This window comes from Eisenbergiella tayi, assembly GCF_001881565.1.
Lineage (GTDB): Bacteria > Bacillota > Clostridia > Lachnospirales > Lachnospiraceae > Eisenbergiella > Eisenbergiella tayi.
This window is the reverse complement of record NZ_MPDJ01000001.1, coordinates 1,332,338-1,352,007: the sequence shown is the minus strand read 5'-3', so window position 1 is coordinate 1,352,007 and position 19,670 is coordinate 1,332,338. Positions and strand designations below refer to the sequence as shown.

The following is a 19,670-nucleotide window of genomic DNA, read 5'->3' as shown; positions in this document are numbered from 1 at the left end:
TGGTTATCTGCCCGGAAGCAGTATGTAAAAAACTGGATGAGGCGATAGGATATGGCAAAAAATAAGATTGAAAAGAAAATTCCTGTGAGGAAGCTTATAAAAAGAGACAGATATCTGTTGCTTATGGTGGCACCATGCGTGCTGTATTTTCTGTTATTTCATTATGCACCTATGGTTTGGAATATAGTTGCGTTTCAGGATTATAACGTGAGGAAAGGAATCTTTGGAAGCAGTTGGGTTGGTCTTGAAAATTTCAAACGTTTTTTTGAGAGTCCCTATGCGTTCAGACTAATCAGGAATACCTTTCTGTTAAGCTTTATGGATTTGCTTATGGGATTTCCTGTGCCAATCCTCTTTGCTCTTCTTTTAAATGAAGTAAAAAGAAAATGGGTAAAAAGAACGGTTCAGACTTTTTCTTATCTGCCCCATTTTATATCAGTGGTGGTAGTTGTAGGCATGATGAAAATTTTTCTGTCTCCCACAGACGGCATAGTGAATCTGGCTATTCAGGCTTTGGGGGGATCAGCAGTTAATTTTTTCTCAGAAGCTAAAATATTTCGGTGGTTATATGTCTTTTCAAATATTTGGCAGAATTTCGGCTGGGATTCCATTATATACTTTGCCGCTATTTCAGGGGTAAATCCCGAGTTATATGAAGCGGCAATTGTTGATGGCGCAGGTCGATGGAAAAAAATGTTTTTTATAACATTACCATGTATCGCGCCTACTATAATAGTGCTTCTGATTATGAGAATCGGCTGGCTTTTGAGTGTTGGCTTTGAAAAAATAATCCTTATGTATAATGAGGCTACCTATGAAACCGCGGATGTTATTTCCACCTATGTTTACAGGGTCGGCCTGCTGAATTCGGATTTTTCATATGGTACAGCTATTGGCTTATTTAACTGTGTGGTGAGTCTGGTTCTGATTATTCTGGCAAATGGCCTGAGCAGAAAATTCAGCAATACATCGTTATTTTAGGAGGTTTAAGGATGAAACAAAAAAGAAGCCTGAGGGAGCGCGGCGTAATCGGAATTGTAGTTATTTATATTATTATTATACTTGCAGCTTTCATTACCCTGTATCCGTTCCTGTATGTTATAGCCAATTCTCTGAGTAATCCGCTGAATGTAATCAGAAGAGATGTTATAGTATGGCCGGTTAACTTTTCATTGACATCTTATGAAACTCTTCTGAAACAAAAAGATGTATTCATGGCTTACTATAATACTATATGGTATACAGTGGTGGGAACTCTGGTTAATATGATTCTTACCATTATGGCGGCATACGCGTTATCCATAAAAAAATTTTTTCTTCGTAATCAGATATCCGTCTTTATAGCGGTGACAATGTTTGTGTCGGGAGGAATTATTCCATCTTATATTGTGGTAAACCGGCTTGGTTTATATGATACCCCCTGGGCATTGATTGTGCCCACTGCGATAAGCGCCTATAACCTGATTGTGGCCAGAAGTTTTTTTGAATCTCTTCCTGAAGAATTAATGGAATCCGCTCATTTGGATGGAGCTAATGATTTGGTAATTCTTTGGAAAATCATCGTACCGGTTTCCAAGCCTATCATTTCGGTATTGATAATTTTTTACGCAGTAGGACATTGGAACGAATATTTTAATCCCATGATTTATCTTAAGAGCAGGGAACTGAAGCCTATACAGCTGTACCTCAGAGATATTCTTGTGGCAAATCAGCAGGCTACCACAAGTACGGGAGGAAGTACAGGAGCTGAACGACAGTATCTTTTTGAAGCACTGAAGTTTTCAACAATAGTAATTACCACATTGCCAATTACGATTATTTATCCTTTTTTCCAGAAGCATTTTGTCCAGGGCGTTATGATTGGAGCAGTAAAAAGCTGATGACATAAGAAGGATTATTCATATGGCAGAAGAAAATGGGGGAAATATGGGAAGATATAAGTACATACCTCGCAATACAGCGGGAGGATGGGAAAAAGAAGGAAGTTCTCCGGTAATCGGAGGTGCTTTGGGTACCGTATTTGATTGCTGTGTGCGTGAAGATAATGGAGAATTCAGGATTTGGTATTCCTGGAGGCCTGCCAGAGGGATTGCTATGGCATATAGTACAGACGGAATCCATTGGAGCCTGCCGCAGTTGGTTATGCCCCGGCAGATTAATCTTAGCTGGGCAAAGGATGAAGTAAACCGACCTTGTGTACTGTATAGAAATGGAAAATATTTGATGTGGTTTATCGGAATGGTTCGTCCGGAAGATTTTGAGTATGGTCATACTGCGGTAGGATATGCAGAGAGTATGGATGGAATTCACTGGGATGTATATAAGGAACCGGTTATGGTTCCGGAAAAACCTTGGGAAAAAAGCAGTCTGTACTGTCCTCATGTGATTTGGGATGACAAGGAATCTGTTTATAAGATGTGGTATTCCGGCGGAGAACAATATGAATGCGACTGTATTGGCTATGCTGAGAGCAAAGACGGAATACATTGGGAAAAGTATGGTGATAACCCTGTATTCACGGCGGATAAATCCAGATTTTGGGAGGCTCTCAAAACGGAAGCCTGTTGCGTCATAAAGGATGAAGAATACTATTATATGTTCTATTTAGGAATCAGTGCCGACAGAATGTCTGCCATTGGGGTGGCAAGATCACGGGATGGTATAAGCGGATGGGAAAGACATCCGGATAATCCTGTCATTGCAGGAACAGATGGTGGATGGGACTATATGGGTGTCTGTAAACCATTTGTACTATGGACGGAAGAAGGATACCGTATGTGGTATAACGGCTGTAATCAATCGGAGGGAGAAGGGCAGATTAAAGAAGAAATTGGTGTTGCCAGACATAAGGGACATAAGTTATGGCCGGACAGTGACGGACCACGGGAGAGAAACATTCCTGATGAGGAATTTGTTTGCCGGGATTTATTTTTGGGATGCCGGTAGGAAGAGAGGGGAGTATGATACAAAATGTAAAATGGGTTCCTCTTGGAACGGCGGGCGGATGGAGAAAGGCAGCGGAAAATCCGGTAATCGGACCGGAATATGGAACTACCTTTGATCTTCATGTGATAAAAGAAGAGGGTATATACCGTATGTGGTTTTCCTGGAGGGATGTCAAGCTGATTGCCCATACTGCCAGTACGGATGGACTGCATTGGGATCTGCCTCAGGCTGTGCTTACAGCTGTTCCCGGTTCCGGATGGGAAGGGGATGAGGTGAACCGTCCTACTATCGTCGTAAAGGACGGTTTATACCATATGTGGTATACCGGGCAGATGTTTGCCAAAGAAAACCAGATGAGCAGAAGCTGTATCGGTTATGCGGTATCAGAAGATGGAATAAACTGGAAGAGAAGGCAGGAACCTGTTTTTGTACCGGAGGAAGCATGGGAGCGATATTGTGTTATGTGTCCTCATGTCCTTTGGGAGGAAGAGAAAGGTTTATACCGAATGTGGTATTCTGCAGGTCGTATGCATGAAGCGGATGCGATTGGGCTTGCGGAAAGCAGTGACGGAATAAGTTGGACCAGAGTGGGCAGAAAACCGGTTTTTTTGCCTGATCCGAAGAATTACTGGGATATGAGTAAGGTCGAAGCATGTTATGTACTGAAACAGAATGACTGGTATTATATGTTCTATATGGGAGTTCATGGCGATTATAAATCAGCAGTGGGGCTCGCTCGTTCTGCAGATGGAATAAACTGGGAGAGGCATCCGGATAATCCCGTTATTGCGGGAGACGATGACCTTTGGGATTTTGGCGGTATATGTAAAGTAAGTGTAGTGAGAGAAAATAATGGTTTACGCTTATGGTATAATGCATCCAACAGCGGCGGAGAACAAATTGGCATGGCATATCATGAAGGATTTGCCCTGTTTCCGGATGAAGAGGAAGTATACGTGCAGGAACGGGAGAAAAATCCCTGTAAAGAAGGTAAATTCAGTTATTACTATAACAGATTTGCATTATTGGATAAATAATAGTTAATCAAAGGAGGCTGACATGGACTTTTGCGGATATAAATATAAACCCCGTGGATGTACAGGCGGATGGGAAGTAGTGGGGACCAGGCCTGTATTGGGGCCGGGACTTGGGACAGTAAATGATCCTTTTGTAATGAAAGAAGGAGAGCTTTACCGAATGTGGTTTTCCTGGAGAAAAGGAAGAGTAATCGCTTATACGGAAAGCAGGAATGGAGCAGATTGGGATAATGTACAAGTAGTACTTACTGCAGTCAAAGGTTCCTGTTGGGAAGGGCATGAAGTCTGCAGGCCGACAGTGCTGAAAAAGAACGGGCTTTATCATATGTGGTATACAGGAATGATGTACCCCACGGAGATTAATGCAGCCCGAAGCTGTATTGGTTATGCATCAAGCGAAGACGGAATTGTTTGGAAGAGAAGAGAGGTTCCGGTTATGGTACCGGATAACGACTGGGAAAATATTGCTGTGGCTCATCCTCATGTTCTTTGGGATGATGAAAGGAATTGTTATCGTATGTGGTATTGTGCCGGCAGGCAGCATGAGCCGGATGCAATTGGTTATGCGGAAAGTGAAGATGGGCTGCAATGGAAGAAAAGTGCAGAAAATCCTGTTTTTTCTCCCACAGATGAACATTATTGGGAAATAGGAAAAGTGTCTGCACCTTATGTCCTGAAGGAAGATGGATGGTATTATATGTTTTATCAGGGGATGGATGGGGATCTGATAGCAGGGGAAGGACTTGCCCGTTCCCGTGATGGAATTCATAACTGGGAACGTCATCCGGCTAATCCCATATCAGCAGGTAAGGATGGAAACTGGGATTGGCTGGGAACACGTAAGGTAAGCCTGGTAAAAGAATTAAATGGTTACCAGATGTGGTATACCGGAGGTATGAGAGAGGGTCAGGCAATAGGTATTGCATGGCATGAAGGTTTTGATTTCGGATTCCCCGAAGAAGGCCAGTCCGGAAGAGATGAAAGAGGTTTTGGTAAGGGTCTTGGAAGTGTAAATTATTACTACCATGATAATATTGCCAAGTATTAATAAGGGGCAAAAATAATTGATAGTTTACTGAGGCAATAAGAATAGAATGGAGGTATCTATGCATAACCCTAATCAATATAAGCCCATTCCCTGTGGAGTTATGGCAGGCTGGGAAAGAGTGGGAGACGCTCCGTTATTCGGAGGCGCAATGGGAACTGTTTTTGACAATTTTGTAATCTATGAAGATGGTATCTATAAAATGTGGTATTCCTGGCGGCCGGTAACCTGTATTGTGTATGCAGAAAGTAAAGATGGCCAAAATTGGACGCTTCCTAAAGTAGTACTTACTTATGATGAAGAATCTGAATGGGAATGTTCGGAAGTAAGCAGACCGACTCTTATACATAAGGATGGTATTTATCATATGTGGTATACGGGACATAAATGGTGCGGCAGGTATTCTACCAGTGTTATTTGCTATGCTACCAGCACAGATGGGCTGCACTGGCATAAATATGGTGAACCGGTAATGCTCTGTACGCAACCGTGGGAAAGAGAAATGATCTGGTGTCCTCATGTCATTTGGGAAGAAGAAGAGAAAAAATATAAAATGTGGTATTCAGGCGGTGCTACACCCAAAGCTGAAGCGGATGCTATTGGATATGCGGAAAGTGTGGACGGTATTCACTGGTCTAAGCATCCGCATAATCCGATATTCAAGCCTGATCCGGAGATTCACTGGGAGATGTATAAGGTATCTGCATGTTTTGTATGGAAACAGGATGATTGGTACTATATGACTTATCTGGGAAGTGATTCCGATATGCGGGCTGCGAATGGTATGGCAAGATCCAGGGATGGAATTACCAATTGGCAGCGGCATCCGGATAATCCGGTTTTCGGAGAATGTGAAGGTGAATGGGATTGTGCTGGTGTATGTAAGGTCAGTGTGCTGAAGCAGGATGATGGTTATCTTGGCTGGTATAATGGATTTAACCATACGCTGGAAGAAATGGGGCTGTTAAGGCATAAGGGTTTTGATTTTGATTTCCCTGAATATGGGACGGAAAGACAATCCCGCAGAGGAGATGGGAGATGCTATTCGGAAATAAATACGTTGTATTAGGAATATTAGAATAATACAGAAAGGGCATTGCCACGATACAGAATCTGGCAATACCCTTTCTTTTTTTACATATTAAATATATATACTTAAATCCATTCCATGTTATAATAAACCTGCCTAAATCATATATAAAATAATCATCCAAGAGGAAAATAAATGAAATCAACAATACTGGCAGAAGATAAAGACATCCTCGTCTGCTATAAACCTCCCGGCATAGCCGTCCAGAGCGCCAGGCTGGGAGAACCGGATATGGTCAGTGAACTCAAAAATTATCTGGGAGGGAAAAATCCTTATCTCGGTGTGGTGCACCGACTGGATCAGCCTGTTTCAGGAATCCTTGTTTTTGCAAAAACGCCGGCTGCGGCAGCAGCCCTGAGCCGTCAGGCGTCCCATGAAACGGGACAGGAATCCGGAAAAAAGAAAAAGCCGGCGGCCTTTATGGAAAAAGAGTACTGTGCTCTTGTTTTTACCGGAGAGGCTGAGAATTTACCTGAACCCGGCCTAAGCGTAAAGCTGGAGGATTATCTGCTCCGAGACGGAAGAAAGAATACTTCTGCTGTGGTGCCTTCCGGAACAAAGGATGCCAAACGGGCGGAATTGGTTTATGAAGTGAAGGAAAAAAAAGAAAAACAGGCCCTTGTCAATATCCGGCTGCTGACCGGACGCCATCACCAGATCAGGGTACAGTTTGCCCATGCGGGACTGCCGCTGCTGGGTGATGCCAGATACGGGACTGAAAAAAGCAGGGAATATTCTGCAGGGAAGGGAATAACCAACATCTGTTTATGTGCCTGCCGCCTGAGTTTTTATCATCCGGCAACAGGCAGAAGGATGGATTTTCAGACGGAGGAGCATCCATGGATCAGCTGACAGAAAGAAAGGAACAGGAAAAAAGCGTTGAGAATAAGGATAAAGGTACGGATTGGTTCTTCGGCAATATCAGGGATGCTGCCCAATTCCTTACGGGCTGCTGGATGTTTCTTATGCTCACAATATTTCCGCTGTATTTCGGTAACAAATACCATGAAATAGGCGGATATAAATTTTCTTTTTTCTCAGGGACCTCCACTCTTATACTGTTCCCCGCAGCGGTTCTCGCGGTGGTGGTTTTGCTTGGGAAAATGATGAAAAGGGACTGCGGAGAATGGAAGAAGGAAATTTCCCTGGCGGATATCGGTGTGCTGCTGTATATGGGGGCCTCGGTCATTTCTTTTGTATTGAGTGATTTCCGTACAGATGCATGGGAAGGGGTAAGCGGCTGGAATATGGGCCTGCGTACCCAGCTGCTTATGGGTGCCTCTTATTTCCTTATTTCCCGTTTTTTCCCGTGGAAAAACGGGAAAGAGAAACGGGGAACCGGTCTGGCCGGGAAATTGATTCTTTATGGTTTTTTTGCAGGCTCCGGGATTACCTTTATCCTGGGGATCCTTAACCGCTTTGGAGTGGATCCGCTGGGGATGTATAAAGGGATCAGCAGTTCCTATCTGATTTTATTCCTGTCAACTATTGGACAGGCGACCTGGTATTCCAGCTATGTCTGCACTGTTTTTGCTATTGGGCTCTGTATTTTTTTTGCGGCAAAGAGCAATAAAATACGGATTGCTTCGGGACTCTATTGTGTTTTGGGATTTATGACTCTGGTGACTCAAAACAGCGACAGTGCTTTCGCATCGCTTGCCCTGCTTTTTACTGGGTTATTTGTGGCGGCGTGCGGCAGCCCGGATAAGATGGAACGGTTCCTGGAGACGGCAATTCTGGGGGCGGCTTCTTTCAAGGCAATCGGATTCCTTCAGTGGGGATTCTCGGACAGGGCATTGGAGCTTGGCAGGCTGTCCGTTATGTTTTCCCGGGGGTGGCTTTCCTGGCTGCTTCTGCTGTTCTTCTCCATCTGCTTAATTGTACTTCTTCAATTTGAAGAAAAAAAAGGAAAGGCGGCTGTGGAAAAAGAATGGGGAAAATGGAAAAAAAAGCTGCGGCTGATCTGTATAATTGGGGTTTTATCAGCGGCAGTGCTGGCGCTGCTGCTTATTATAGGAAATACGGCTGGGCTTTGGGAAAAATGGTTCGGAATCACCTTTCATAATCAATATCTGCTGTTTGATAATAAATGGGGCAGCGACAGGGGCTTTACCTGGAAGGCTGCCGCAGGTATGTTTGCAGAGATGACGCCGCTCCGTAAACTATTCGGCGCAGGACCGGATTGCTTTAAAGCTTACAGCTACAGTATCCCTGAGTATGCCGATTTGCTGTACCAATATTGGAAGCCGAATATCCTTACCAATGCGCATAATGAATTCCTGAACCTGCTTATCTGCATAGGAATCGTGGGACTGCTTGCTTTTCTGGCCATGCTTGGTATGGGAGTATGGAGGTTTTTCAAGGCATGGGAAAAAAAATCCGAGGGCACGGAAAGTACATGGCTTTCAGCGTTTGTTTTGGCAGGAATGCTTTCCATTCTGGCCTATGCAGGACATAATTTTTTCTGTTATCAGCAGGTCTGCTGCACCCCCTTTTTATTTATTGTAATGGGGCTGGCGGAAAGCGCTGTGCGTATCAATGAGCGTAAGCATTCATAAAAAATATTAATTTAAGAAAATAATTGGAAAAACGAGCTGCCGGTGGTTGAAACTGGCAGCTCTAATCTTTTCTGAAGCAGGATAGATTTAATAGAAATCCTTATACTAATCTCGTGAAAATTTTGAAAGAAACGGGTGAAAAGGGTATGGGGAAATTACTGGAAAAAGGTTCGAAAAAGTGGATTTTTGCCGTAGCGGCAGGATTAGGCGTATTTATTGGATTCCGCTATTTGTTTCCGCTTGTCACGCCGTTCCTGCTTTCTTTTTGTATCGTTTATCTATGCAATCCCTGGCTGAACCGGGTACAGAGGAAAACCCATATCAGAAAGGAAATTCTGCTTGCAGGAGTTATGGCAGGTGCGGCGGCAGTGCTTTTGGTGGTTCTGTGGATTTTGCTGCAGTGCGGCCTGGGGCAGGTGAGGGTACTTACGGAGAACTGGGATGGGATGTGTAAGCAGATACAGTGTTTTTTTGGCGACTGTTGTCTGTTTGCACAGGAGCATTTCGGAGTGGATGCGGTAAAGGTGGAACGGGTGATAATTGAGAAGGTTGAGATTTTTATAGAAAACCTTCAGGCGGATTTTTTCCCGGCCATGATGAGGGAATCATGGTGGTATCTGAAAAAAATTCTTTCCGCTGCCGCTTTTTTGGGAGTGAGTTTTATCGCCTCCATTCTGTTGTGCAAGGATTATGACGGCATGGTGGAACGGCTGCAGGAGGGCGGGGAAAGTTCGGAAATCATAGAAAAAGTATTTGATATCGGGGAGAGAATTATCCGTCTGGTCGCAGTATATCTGAAAGCCCAGGCAGTGATTCTTCTGGTGATAATGCTGATATGCTGCATAGGGTTATGGATAGGAAAAGTGGAAAATGCTTTTCTTCTTGGCATTCTGGCAGGGATGCTTGATGCCCTTCCCTTTATCGGAACAGGTATTGTTCTTATGCCGACTGCATTCTGGCAGCTGGTGAACGGAAGGTTTGGCGCTGCTATTCTGTGTGTGGTAATTTATGTGGCGTGTATGGGAGCCAGGGAATTCCTGGAACCGAAACTGATGGGCAGCAAAACAGGAATCTCGCCTGTTTTTATGCTTCTTTCTGTTTATGCCGGTGTAAAGCTGTTTGGAATATCAGGAATCATCAAAGGCCCTCTGGCCATGGTAGTATTGCTGGAAATATGGAAATGTCTATGTAATAAAGACAGCGGGGGCAGCAGCTTCTCTTGCGAAAAAAGTGAGAAAAAGTTATAATTTACAATATGCAGGGAAAAAATGTACTGCATAAAAGATACGGAAAAATAAAAGATAAAACAATTGGTTTTCATATGGGAAGCAAATGAGGTAAACGCTATGTATATAGGGGATTTGCACATACATTCCAGGTATTCCAGGGCAACGAGCAGAGACTGCACACCTGAATATCTGGATTTATGGGCCAGAAAAAAAGGAATTGATATTGTAGGAACCGGAGATTTCACCCATCCTGCATGGAGGGAAGAATTGAAGGAGAAGCTGGAGCCGGCAGAAGATGGCTTATATACGTTGAAGGATGAATACCGGATAATGGATGCAGGTGCGCCGGATAACCGGAAGCCCAGGTTTGTACTCACCGGAGAGATCAGTTCTATTTATAAAAAGAACGAAAAAGTGAGGAAGGTTCACAGCCTGCTTCTGCTGCCCGGCCTGGAGGAGGCGGACAGGCTGGCGCGCCGTCTGGAGCTTATCGGAAATATCCATTCCGACGGAAGGCCGATTCTGGGATTGGACTGCAGGGATTTGCTGGAAATCATGCTTGAAACGGTACCGGAGGGCGTATATGTGCCGGCGCATATCTGGACGCCTCATTTTTCCATGTTCGGCGCATTTTCCGGATTTGATACGATAGAGGAATGCTTTGAGGACATGACACCCTATATACATGCTCTGGAGACCGGACTGTCATCGGATCCGCCTATGAACTGGAGGATATCGGCTCTGGATTCTTACCAGCTGATTTCCAATTCTGACGCCCATTCTCCGGCAAAGCTGGGAAGGGAGGCAAATCTTTTTCAGATTCCTCTTTCTTACGGAGGATTGGCAGAAGCCATATCCACAGGAAACGGACTGGAAGGAACAATTGAGTTTTTCCCGGAGGAGGGGAAATATCATTTTGACGGACACCGGAAATGTTCCCTTTGCATCAGCCCGTCCGAGGCTGCGGCCTATGGCAATATATGTCCGGTATGCGGGAAAAAACTGACAATAGGTGTTTTACATAGAGTGGAGCAGCTTGCGGATCGGAAAGAGGATTTTGTGCTTTCAGGGGCGAAGCCTTTTGAAAGCCTGGTTCCCCTCCCGGAAGTTATCGGGGCCTGCACCGGAAAATCGGCGGCTTCCAAAAAGGTATTGGAACAATACGAATCCATGCTTGTGAAGCTGGGATCCGAGTTTGAAATCCTGAGAAATATTCCGGTGGAGGACATTAAAAAAGCTGCCGGTGCGCCTGTGGCAGAGGGAATCCACCGTCTGCGCGAAGGAAAGGTAGAACGTACCCCGGGATTCGATGGTGAATATGGGACGATAAAACTTTTAACTCCTTCGGAAATCGACGGACTGGAAGGACAGCTCAGTTTTTTTATGGAAGAAAGGCTTCAGGAAAAAAAGAAAGCAACTATAGTAAACGATACGGAATCCGGTAAAATTTCCGCATCAGCCCGGGAACAGGGAAGCGGATCCGAAACAGATAAGGAAGCAAAGGAAAAGGATATAATCGGGGGGAATGCGGAGGAATTACATAAGAACAGCCTGAGCCCGGCACAGCAGGAGGCGGTATCGGCCCGTGACAGGGCTGTGGCAGTAATTGCCGGGCCGGGCGCGGGGAAAACGAGGACTTTGATTTCCCGCATATGCAGTCTTCTGGAAGACCGGAAAATCAGGCCTTCGGAGATTACCGCAGTTACTTTTACAAACAAGGCCGCGGAAGAAATGCGCAGCAGGCTGGAAAAGCTTCCCGAAGGAAAACGTATAAGCAAAGAATTATGCATCGGAACATTCCACGGCATATGCAGCAAAATACTCGGCGACAGAGGAGAGGATTTTTTCGTGGCTGACGAAGGCCTGATGGAGGAACTGGCAGGAAAAACAATCACCAGATTTGATTTGAAGCTTTCCGTATCCCGTTTCCTGAGAGAACTCTCTCTTCTGAAATGTGGGATTCAGGGACTTCAGTCTCCTGTTACCGAGGAAGCGGCGGCATATTACCAGGAGATGCTGGAAGAGGAAAAAGCGTTGGATTACGATGACCTTCTTCTGAAAACAAGGAAGCTTTTCCTGGATGAGGATATTTCGGCACAGGAAAAACAATTCCGTTACCTGCTGGTGGATGAATTTCAGGATATTAATCCGGTCCAGTATGACCTTCTTCGCGTGTGGAATAAAAACGGACAGGAATTATTTGTTATCGGAGATCCGGATCAGTCTGTCTATGGCTTCCGGGGATCGGATTCACAGTGCTTTGCCCGGCTGGAAAAGGATTATCCCATGCTGCGCACGATACGGCTGACAGATAACTACCGTTCCACGCCGGAAATTGTAGCCTGTGCATTGGATGTGATATCTCATAACAAAGGGCCGGAGCGCAATATGCGGGCATCGAACCCGGCAGGTGCCTCCGTCCGTGTGGTAGAGGCTCCCGGCGAAATGGGAGAAGCTATATTTATTGCCAAGGAAATCAACCGACTTATCGGTGGTATTGATATGCTCGATGTGGAAGAAAACCATGGAGGTGAGGTAAAAAGGGTCAGAAGCTTTTCTGATATTGCAGTCCTCTACCGTACCCACAGACAGGCGCAGCTTCTGGAAAAATGCCTTCGGCAGGAAGGGATACCATACGTGGTAGCGGGACGTGAGGATTTTCTTCTGGATAAAAATGTCCGGGGTACCCTTTATTTCTTCCAATACCTGCTCTGTCCGGAGGATCTTGTTTCCCGCAGTTTCTGCCGGAAGCTTATCTGGCCGGCAGAAGAAACCATGGCTGAGGAACAGCTGTCCATGCTTGCCGACAAATACGGGAAAAAAGTCCGCAGGGAAAAAACAGAAAAGCTGCTTGAGGTATGGATAAAGGATCGGAAGCTGGAAGAGAGCGAAGCCATGTCCAGGCTTCTGAACGCTGCTGTGCTCAATCCATCTATGGAAAGTTTCCTTGAGACCATTTCTTTTGGCTCTGAAGGGGATGTAAGACGGTGCGGAAGCCGCAAATTTCCGGCTGATGCAGTAATGCTCATGACACTGCATGGCGCCAAAGGCCTGGAATTCCCCGCCGTATTCCTGTATGGCATGAGAAAAGGGCTGATGCCGCTGGAGCTGGGAACGGCAGCGGGAGATATGGAAGAGGAGAGGCGTCTTTTTTATGTGGGGATGACACGGGCCGCCGAAGAACTGATTATAACCTCATCAGGAGAGCCCTCTGTTTTTCTTGGGGAAATTTCGGAAGAACATGCGGTGATGGAAAAAGCAAAAAAAGAGAAGCCGGTGGAAGAAGTGGTCCAGTTGAGCCTTTTTGATATGGAATGGACATAAGAGAGCAGAGCTTACTAACTAAATAATATGGATACATTCAGGAGACCGTTCGGGAAATAAATTCCCGGGCGGTTTTTATTTTAATAAATTTCATGATTTAGTTAAAATATTTGATTTTAGTAAAAATGTAACGCTTGGTGTTACGGTGCTGATTATATAATCAAGTTAATCTAATAAAAACATTCCTGCAAATACTCTCCGGGCAGCGGAACAGTGTGGCAGAACCTGATGATAATCAGAAGCAGCACATTACAGACTGAAGGATCGATATAAACCGGATGAAAAGAACAAGTGATAGATGGTCAGAACAGAGAGGAGAAAATCAGATGAAGAAAACAAAGGGCATGCAGAGGTTATGGGCGTTTTTACTGGCTTTTGTATTAATTGCCACAACAGTAGGCAATGACGGGCTTACTGTTCTTGCATCAGAAAATGAAACGGAGCAGAGCAGTGAAGCATCGTCTGAAACACATTCTGCAGAAGCTTCAGAAAATACGAATTCCGGCGGAGAGGAAGAAAACTCCGGGGAAAATAAGTCAAATCAGGAAGAAGCATCAGAAAGTTCTTCGGAAAGCGCTTCAGAATCTTCAGAGGAGTCTTCAGCTGAAAGCACATCTGTCAGCCAGGAAGAGGAATTAACTACAGAAACTTCTGAAGAGGAAAGTAAAACAGAAGAGAATACAGAAAGTATTTCTGAGGAGGCAAATCAGAATTCCAAGTGGAAAGTGAATTTCAACACAGAAGGCGATGTCAAAGTTTTTAAGGAAGATGGCCAGGAAATCACCGGAACACTGGAAGTTGAAAATGGAAAACAGCTGTCCTTCAAAGTAGAAGCTGGAGAAGGAACTTCTGTAAAAGTTACAGCAGATAATAATGAACTTTCTTCAGAAAATGGTATTTATAAAATTAATCCGGATAAGGATATAACAGTTACTGTAAAGGCAGAAAAGAATGATAATGCAGAGGCTTCCACAGAGACGGAAACCGAAACAGAAACTATAACAGAATCTGCTGCAGAAACCGAGTCTGAGACGGAAACTGAAACGAAAACGGAAGCAGAGACCGAGACGGAATCTGAGACCGAAACAGAAATAGAAACCGAATCTGAGATTGAGACTGAAACAGAAGAAGTGCTGGAAACCGAAACTGAGGACGTAACCAGGGAATTTTCTGTAGTGTCATTTCAGGTGGAAGGCAAAGGAAGTATTACTGACGCTGACGGCAATGAAATTGGCAGTCAGGTAGAAGTTGAAAATAAGAAATCTCTGGAGTTCTATGTGAATCCGGAAGATGGTTATGAAGTTGCTGAAGTAATTATTGATGGAACAGTTATTTCCAGAAGTGATAATAAGTATGCGGTATCTCCTTCTAAGGATGTAGAAGTTAAGGTGACTTTTGCAGAGAAGGAAGAAGAAGAGGAAGAATATATTGAAACTATAGATACTGTAGAAGTAAATGGCGTAACGATAAAAGTTACTACCTATTCTGCAGGGGTACTTCCGAAAGGTTATAAAGTAGTTGCGGAAGAAGTTTCTGCCGGTACAGTACAGAATGCAGTTGAAACAAAGCTTGAGGAAAAAGGAAAAGAACTGGTTGACTTAAGAGCATTTGATATCACAATTCTGGATAAAGATGGAAATGAGATTCAGCCTAAGGGCGGTGTTTCCGTACAAATCATAGGAACCGGAGTTGAAGGCGAAAACTTTGATATTTATCATATGTCAGGGGATGAAGCCCAGTCTGTTGCTGAAAACAGAAAGAACAGCGATGTGAGTTTTACTGCCAACAGCTTTTCTATATATGTATTGGCAGGAAGCGGGTGGAAATATGTAACGAAGAGTGAGACCATTTATCTTAAAGTTGGCGAAACTAAAACTCTTAGTGCAGGAAATTTGGATTCTAGTAACAACTGGAGTACTAGCAATAAAAATATTGTAGAAATAGACGGTAACAAAGGTACCGGTTTCATAACAATAACCGGTGTTAATCAGGGAACTGCTGTCATAACCCATGAGTATGAGAACATTTATGGGAAAAATGTGAAGGAAACTACTACAATTAAGGTTACTTCAGATGATAAACAAGCCGTAACAGCATACTTTTATGTATTATTGCCAGAAAAGGAAATCGGTTCTACTATAGCAAAGGATTATTTCTATGTAGGACAGGGAAGTGTAATTCCGTATGATGGAGATTCGCAAAAATCTGACTTAGTACAACATCAGGGAACTTCTAATGTAGTTACCTATCCGGATAAAGAACAAGTCCTTCAGGCAGTTAAACAGAGATATGGTTCAGATATTGAAGTAAGAGATGTTATCTGGTATAAAACACCTTGGGCAAACGGAGCTAACAGTAATACTGACAAGCCCTTGGTAAGTGCCGGTACCAAATGTTATCACGTTGATGGATATGTTTCGTACAGCACTGTGAATTATACGACAGTTGCATTTAAAGCGGTACCTCCGGGAGCCGGAGCGGATTCAGATGAAAACAGTTTTGAATTAGTAGATTACTATAATAAAGTTAAACTATTAGATGGAAAAGCGACTGTAACCCCAACTACCAAGACAGCAGCATTTATTAATGGTTATGTATTTGAAGGCTGGTATTCAGATAAGGCATGTACTCAGAAGGTAACAGATTGGACTGTTAATGGACCTACCACCTATTATGGCCATTATGTACCTAATATGGATGATACCAGGGAATTAAAATATCAGGTCGTATACCAGACTGAAGATGGTACTGTTTTTGATACAGTAAATGAGAAAGTAAATATTTGGGTAGAAGCAGACAGCTATATTGTAGAAAAAGTAGCAACTAAGACTTTCACCGGATATAAACAGAAAACGGATTCTCCAAAACTGCCGCAGGAAGTAAAAGATAACGATAAAGTTATTGTATTATATGAAGTGGATAAAAATGCCAAAGTAGAAGTGAAGTATACAGTACAGCACTGGGTAGCCGGAGTGCACCAATCAGACGATGATGTAGTGGTAACTGATAATGTATGGGTAAATGGTGCTAAGGAACTGAAGGTAACAGCAGACTCCCTTGCAAAGAATACCTATCCGGGCTACAAATTCAGCAGCTATGCTCCAGCAGACATCAAAGCAGGCAGTATAGTAGCAGACAATCAAATCATCCGGGTGAATTATGAAAAGGATGAGGATGCCAAAGTAGAAGTGAAGTACACGGTACAGCACTGGGTAGCCGGAGTACATCAGTCAGACGATGATGTAGAGGTAACCGATAAGGTATGGGTGAATGTAGCTAAGGAACTGACAGTAACAGCAGATTCCCTTGCAAAGAATACCTATCCGGGCTACAAATTCAGCAGCTATGCTCCAGCAGACATCAAAGCAGGCAGTATAGTAGCAGACAAACAAATCATCCGGGTGAATTACGAAAAGGATGAAGATGCCAAGGTAGAAGTGAAGTACACGGTACAGCATTGGGTAGCCGGAGTACATCAGTCAGACGATGATGTAGAGGTAACCGATAAGGTATGGGTAAATGATGCTAAGGAATTGACAGTAACAGCAGATTCCCTTGCAAAGAATACTTATACAGGATACAAATTCAGCAGCTATGCTCCTGCAGACATCAAAGCAGGTAGTATAGTACCAGACAAACAAATCATCCGAGTGAATTATGAAAAGGATGAAGATGCCAAGGTAGAAGTGAAGTACACGGTACAGCACTGGGTAGCCGGAGTTCATCAGTCAGACGATGATGTAGAAGTAACCGATAAGGTATGGGTAAATGGAGCTAAGGAACTGACAGTAACAGCAGATTCCCTTGCAAAGAATACCTATCCGGGATACAAATTCAGCAGCTATGCTCCAGCAGACATCAAAGCAGGCAGTATAGTACCAGACAAACAAATCATCCGGGTGAATTACGAAAAGGATGAAGATGCCAAGGTAGAAGTGAAGTACACGGTACAGCATTGGGTAGCCGGAGTGCATCAGTCAGACGATGATGTAGAGGTAACCGATAAGGTATGGGTAAATGGAGCTAAGGAACTGACAGTAACAGCAGACTCCCTTGCAAAGAATACTTATACAGGATACAAATTCAGCAGCTATGCTCCAGCAGACATCAAAGCAGGCAGTATAGTAGCAGACAAACAAATCATCCGGGTGAATTATGAAAAGGATGAAGATGCCAAAACAGAAGTGAAGTACACGGTACAGCATTGGGTAGCCGGAGTGCATCAGTCAGACGATGATGTAGAGGTAACCGATAAGGTATGGGTAAATGGAGCTAAGGAATTGAAAGTAACAGCAGATTCCCTTGCAAAGAATACCTATCCGGGCTACAAATTCAGCAGCTATGCTCCTGCGGACATCAAAGCAGGCAGTGTAGTAGCAGACAAACAAATCATCCGGGTGAATTACGAAAAGGATGAGGATGCCAAAGTAGAAGTGAAGTACACGGTACAGCATTGGGTAGCCGGAGTGCATCAGTCAGACGATGATGTAGAGGTAACCGATAAGGTATGGGTGAATGGAGCTAAGGAACTGACAGTAACAGCAGATTCCCTTGCACAGAATACCTATCCGGGATACAAATTCAGCAGCTATGATCCAGCGGACATCAAAGCAGGCAGTGTAGTAGCAGACAATCAAATCATCCGGGTGAATTATGAAAAGGATGAAGATGCCAAAACAGAAGTGAAGTACACGGTACAGCATTGGGTAGCCGGAGTGCATCAGTTAGACGATGATGTAGAGGTAACCGATAAGGTATGGGTGAATGGAGCTAAGGAACTGACAGTAACAGCAGATTCCCTTGCAAAGAATACTTATACAGGATACAAATTCAGCAGCTATGCTCCTGCAGACATCAAAGCAGGCAGTGTAGTAGCGGACAAACAAATCATCCGGGTGAATTACGAAAAGGATGAAGATGCCAAAACAGAAGTGAAATACACAGTACAGCATTGGGTAGCCGGAGTGCATCAGTCAGACGATGATGTAGAGGTAACCGATAAGGTATGGGTAAATGGAGCTAAGGAACTGACAGTAACAGCAGACTCCCTTGCACAGAATACCTATCCGGGATACAAATTCAGCAGCTATGCTCCTGCAGACATCAAAGCAGGCAGTATAGTAGCAGACGAACAAATCATCCGGGTGAATTACGAAAAGGATGAAGATGCCAAGGTAGAAGTGAAGTACACGGTACAGCACTGGGTAGCCGGAGTGCATCAGTTAGACGATGATGTAGAGGTAACCGATAAGGTATGGGTAAATGGAGCTAAGGAACTGACAGTAACAGCAGATTCCCTTGCACAGAATAATTACACGGGATATACATTTGACAATTATAATCCTGCAGACATCAAAGAGGGAATGACAGTATCTGATGGAGATGTTATTAAAGTAAACTATCTGGAAAATGAAGTCACCATCAAATACATCGCCGATGCAAATGGAAACGTAAACAATGACAGTGAAACAATACTGGCAGTCAATGGTACAGCCACAGGTTCCACAGCCACTGCAGCCCCAGGTTATCATTTCGTTAACTGGACCAATGAAGATGGCACAGTAGTAAGCACAGATGAGACATATGTACCTCAACGAGTAAACGAGTTATATGCAGCAGCAACATACACTGCACATTTTGAAGAGGATGTTGTTACCCCTCCTGCTCCCACCCCGACACCGGATGAACCGACAGGAACAACACCCACAGTAACGGCACCTACAGAAGCAACCGCCGTACTGGGAGAAGCATTTGCACCCGTACAGCCTGAAGTAGGAGTTCTGGGTGAAGCAGCAGCGCCTGAGGTTGGAGTTCTGGGTGAGGCCAAAGGTCCCGGAACCGGAGACACAGCTCCAATCGCCGCCTGGTCACTGATTATTGTAGGAGCAATCCTTACATTGGGGATTACTGCAAAGAAACGTAAAAAAGAAGAGCAGTAAATCAGAACTATAATTTTTACGAATAAAGACATGGGGAGCCATTGCAGTTATAATGGCTCCCCATGTTTTCTTCAGAATATCCTTGACAAAACATACTGATCCCCACTATGATGAATTTGTAATAACATTTTCAGGTGCTTTATAAAAATTAATAGAAATCAGAGGTCAGAGAGATTGATTATTAGAATAAGATTCAGATAACTATTCCAAAGGAAAAATATGCGGTATGGCAGCCTTACGCGGTATCCGGTTATAGTCGGCAGCAGCGTCAGGTTTTTTGTATACGTCTGCATATGATGGGAATAGTATTTGTTTCTTTGGCATTTTCCGGGGATTAATTCAAGCCGGATTATGCAGGAAGCAGTCTCTTTTTTTGTACCTGAAAATGAGAAAATGGAGGAAATGAAATGTTTACGCATAAAAATATTTGTTTTATCAGATTAAGGAATGGATACGAAAAAGAAACTTTCTGTAAATAAGTTTGTGTCTGCGCTGCTGTCAC

Annotated in this window: 11 protein-coding genes; all 11 read left to right on the top strand. The window is 43.9% G+C overall.

Annotated features, from left to right (window positions below):
* The first annotated feature begins 51 nt into the window (after positions 1-51).
* The 11 genes from BLA28_RS05570 (at position 52) to BLA28_RS05520 (ending at position 19,168) form a co-directional block, all read left to right on the top strand.
* The gene (locus tag BLA28_RS05570) at positions 52-981 is read left to right on the top strand and encodes an ABC transporter permease (protein WP_069156367.1); all 930 of its coding nucleotides are present in this window, start codon (positions 52-54) and stop codon (positions 979-981) included.
* An 11-nt stretch (positions 982-992) separates the two neighbouring features.
* Positions 993-1,880 carry a carbohydrate ABC transporter permease gene (locus BLA28_RS05565; protein WP_069156366.1) on the top strand — a complete coding sequence of 296 codons (888 nt, stop codon included), beginning with the start codon at positions 993-995 and terminating at the stop codon, positions 1,878-1,880.
* A gap of 22 nt (positions 1,881-1,902) precedes the next feature.
* Positions 1,903-2,946 carry a family 43 glycosylhydrolase gene (locus tag BLA28_RS05560; protein ID WP_069156365.1) on the top strand — a complete coding sequence of 348 codons (1,044 nt, stop codon included), beginning with the start codon at positions 1,903-1,905 and terminating at the stop codon, positions 2,944-2,946.
* A gap of 14 nt (positions 2,947-2,960) precedes the next feature.
* The gene (locus BLA28_RS05555) at positions 2,961-3,983 is read left to right on the top strand and encodes a family 43 glycosylhydrolase (protein WP_050018451.1); all 1,023 of its coding nucleotides are present in this window, start codon (positions 2,961-2,963) and stop codon (positions 3,981-3,983) included.
* Positions 3,984-4,005: 22 nt separating this feature from the next.
* Entirely contained in the window at positions 4,006-5,031 is a 1,026-nt protein-coding gene (locus tag BLA28_RS05550; RefSeq protein WP_050018452.1) for a family 43 glycosylhydrolase, read from the top strand.
* Positions 5,032-5,089: 58 nt separating this feature from the next.
* Positions 5,090-6,097, top strand: a complete 1,008-nt coding sequence (locus tag BLA28_RS05545; protein WP_069156364.1) for a family 43 glycosylhydrolase — start codon at positions 5,090-5,092, stop codon at positions 6,095-6,097.
* A 156-nt stretch (positions 6,098-6,253) separates the two neighbouring features.
* Entirely contained in the window at positions 6,254-6,970 is a 717-nt protein-coding gene (locus tag BLA28_RS05540; protein ID WP_069156363.1) for an RluA family pseudouridine synthase, read from the top strand.
* Positions 6,958-8,676, top strand: coding sequence for an O-antigen ligase family protein (locus tag BLA28_RS05535; protein ID WP_069156362.1), 1,719 nt, complete (start codon positions 6,958-6,960; stop codon positions 8,674-8,676). The genes BLA28_RS05540 and BLA28_RS05535 overlap by 13 nt, the downstream gene beginning before the upstream one ends.
* A gap of 146 nt (positions 8,677-8,822) precedes the next feature.
* A complete protein-coding gene (locus tag BLA28_RS05530) occupies positions 8,823-9,923 on the top strand; it encodes an AI-2E family transporter (protein ID WP_141702877.1) in 1,101 nt (366 codons plus the stop codon).
* A gap of 99 nt (positions 9,924-10,022) precedes the next feature.
* Positions 10,023-13,229, top strand: coding sequence for a UvrD-helicase domain-containing protein (locus BLA28_RS05525; RefSeq protein WP_069156360.1), 3,207 nt, complete (start codon positions 10,023-10,025; stop codon positions 13,227-13,229).
* A gap of 326 nt (positions 13,230-13,555) precedes the next feature.
* The gene (locus tag BLA28_RS05520) at positions 13,556-19,168 is read left to right on the top strand and encodes an InlB B-repeat-containing protein (protein ID WP_069156359.1); all 5,613 of its coding nucleotides are present in this window, start codon (positions 13,556-13,558) and stop codon (positions 19,166-19,168) included.
* Positions 19,169-19,670: the final 502 nt, after the last annotated feature.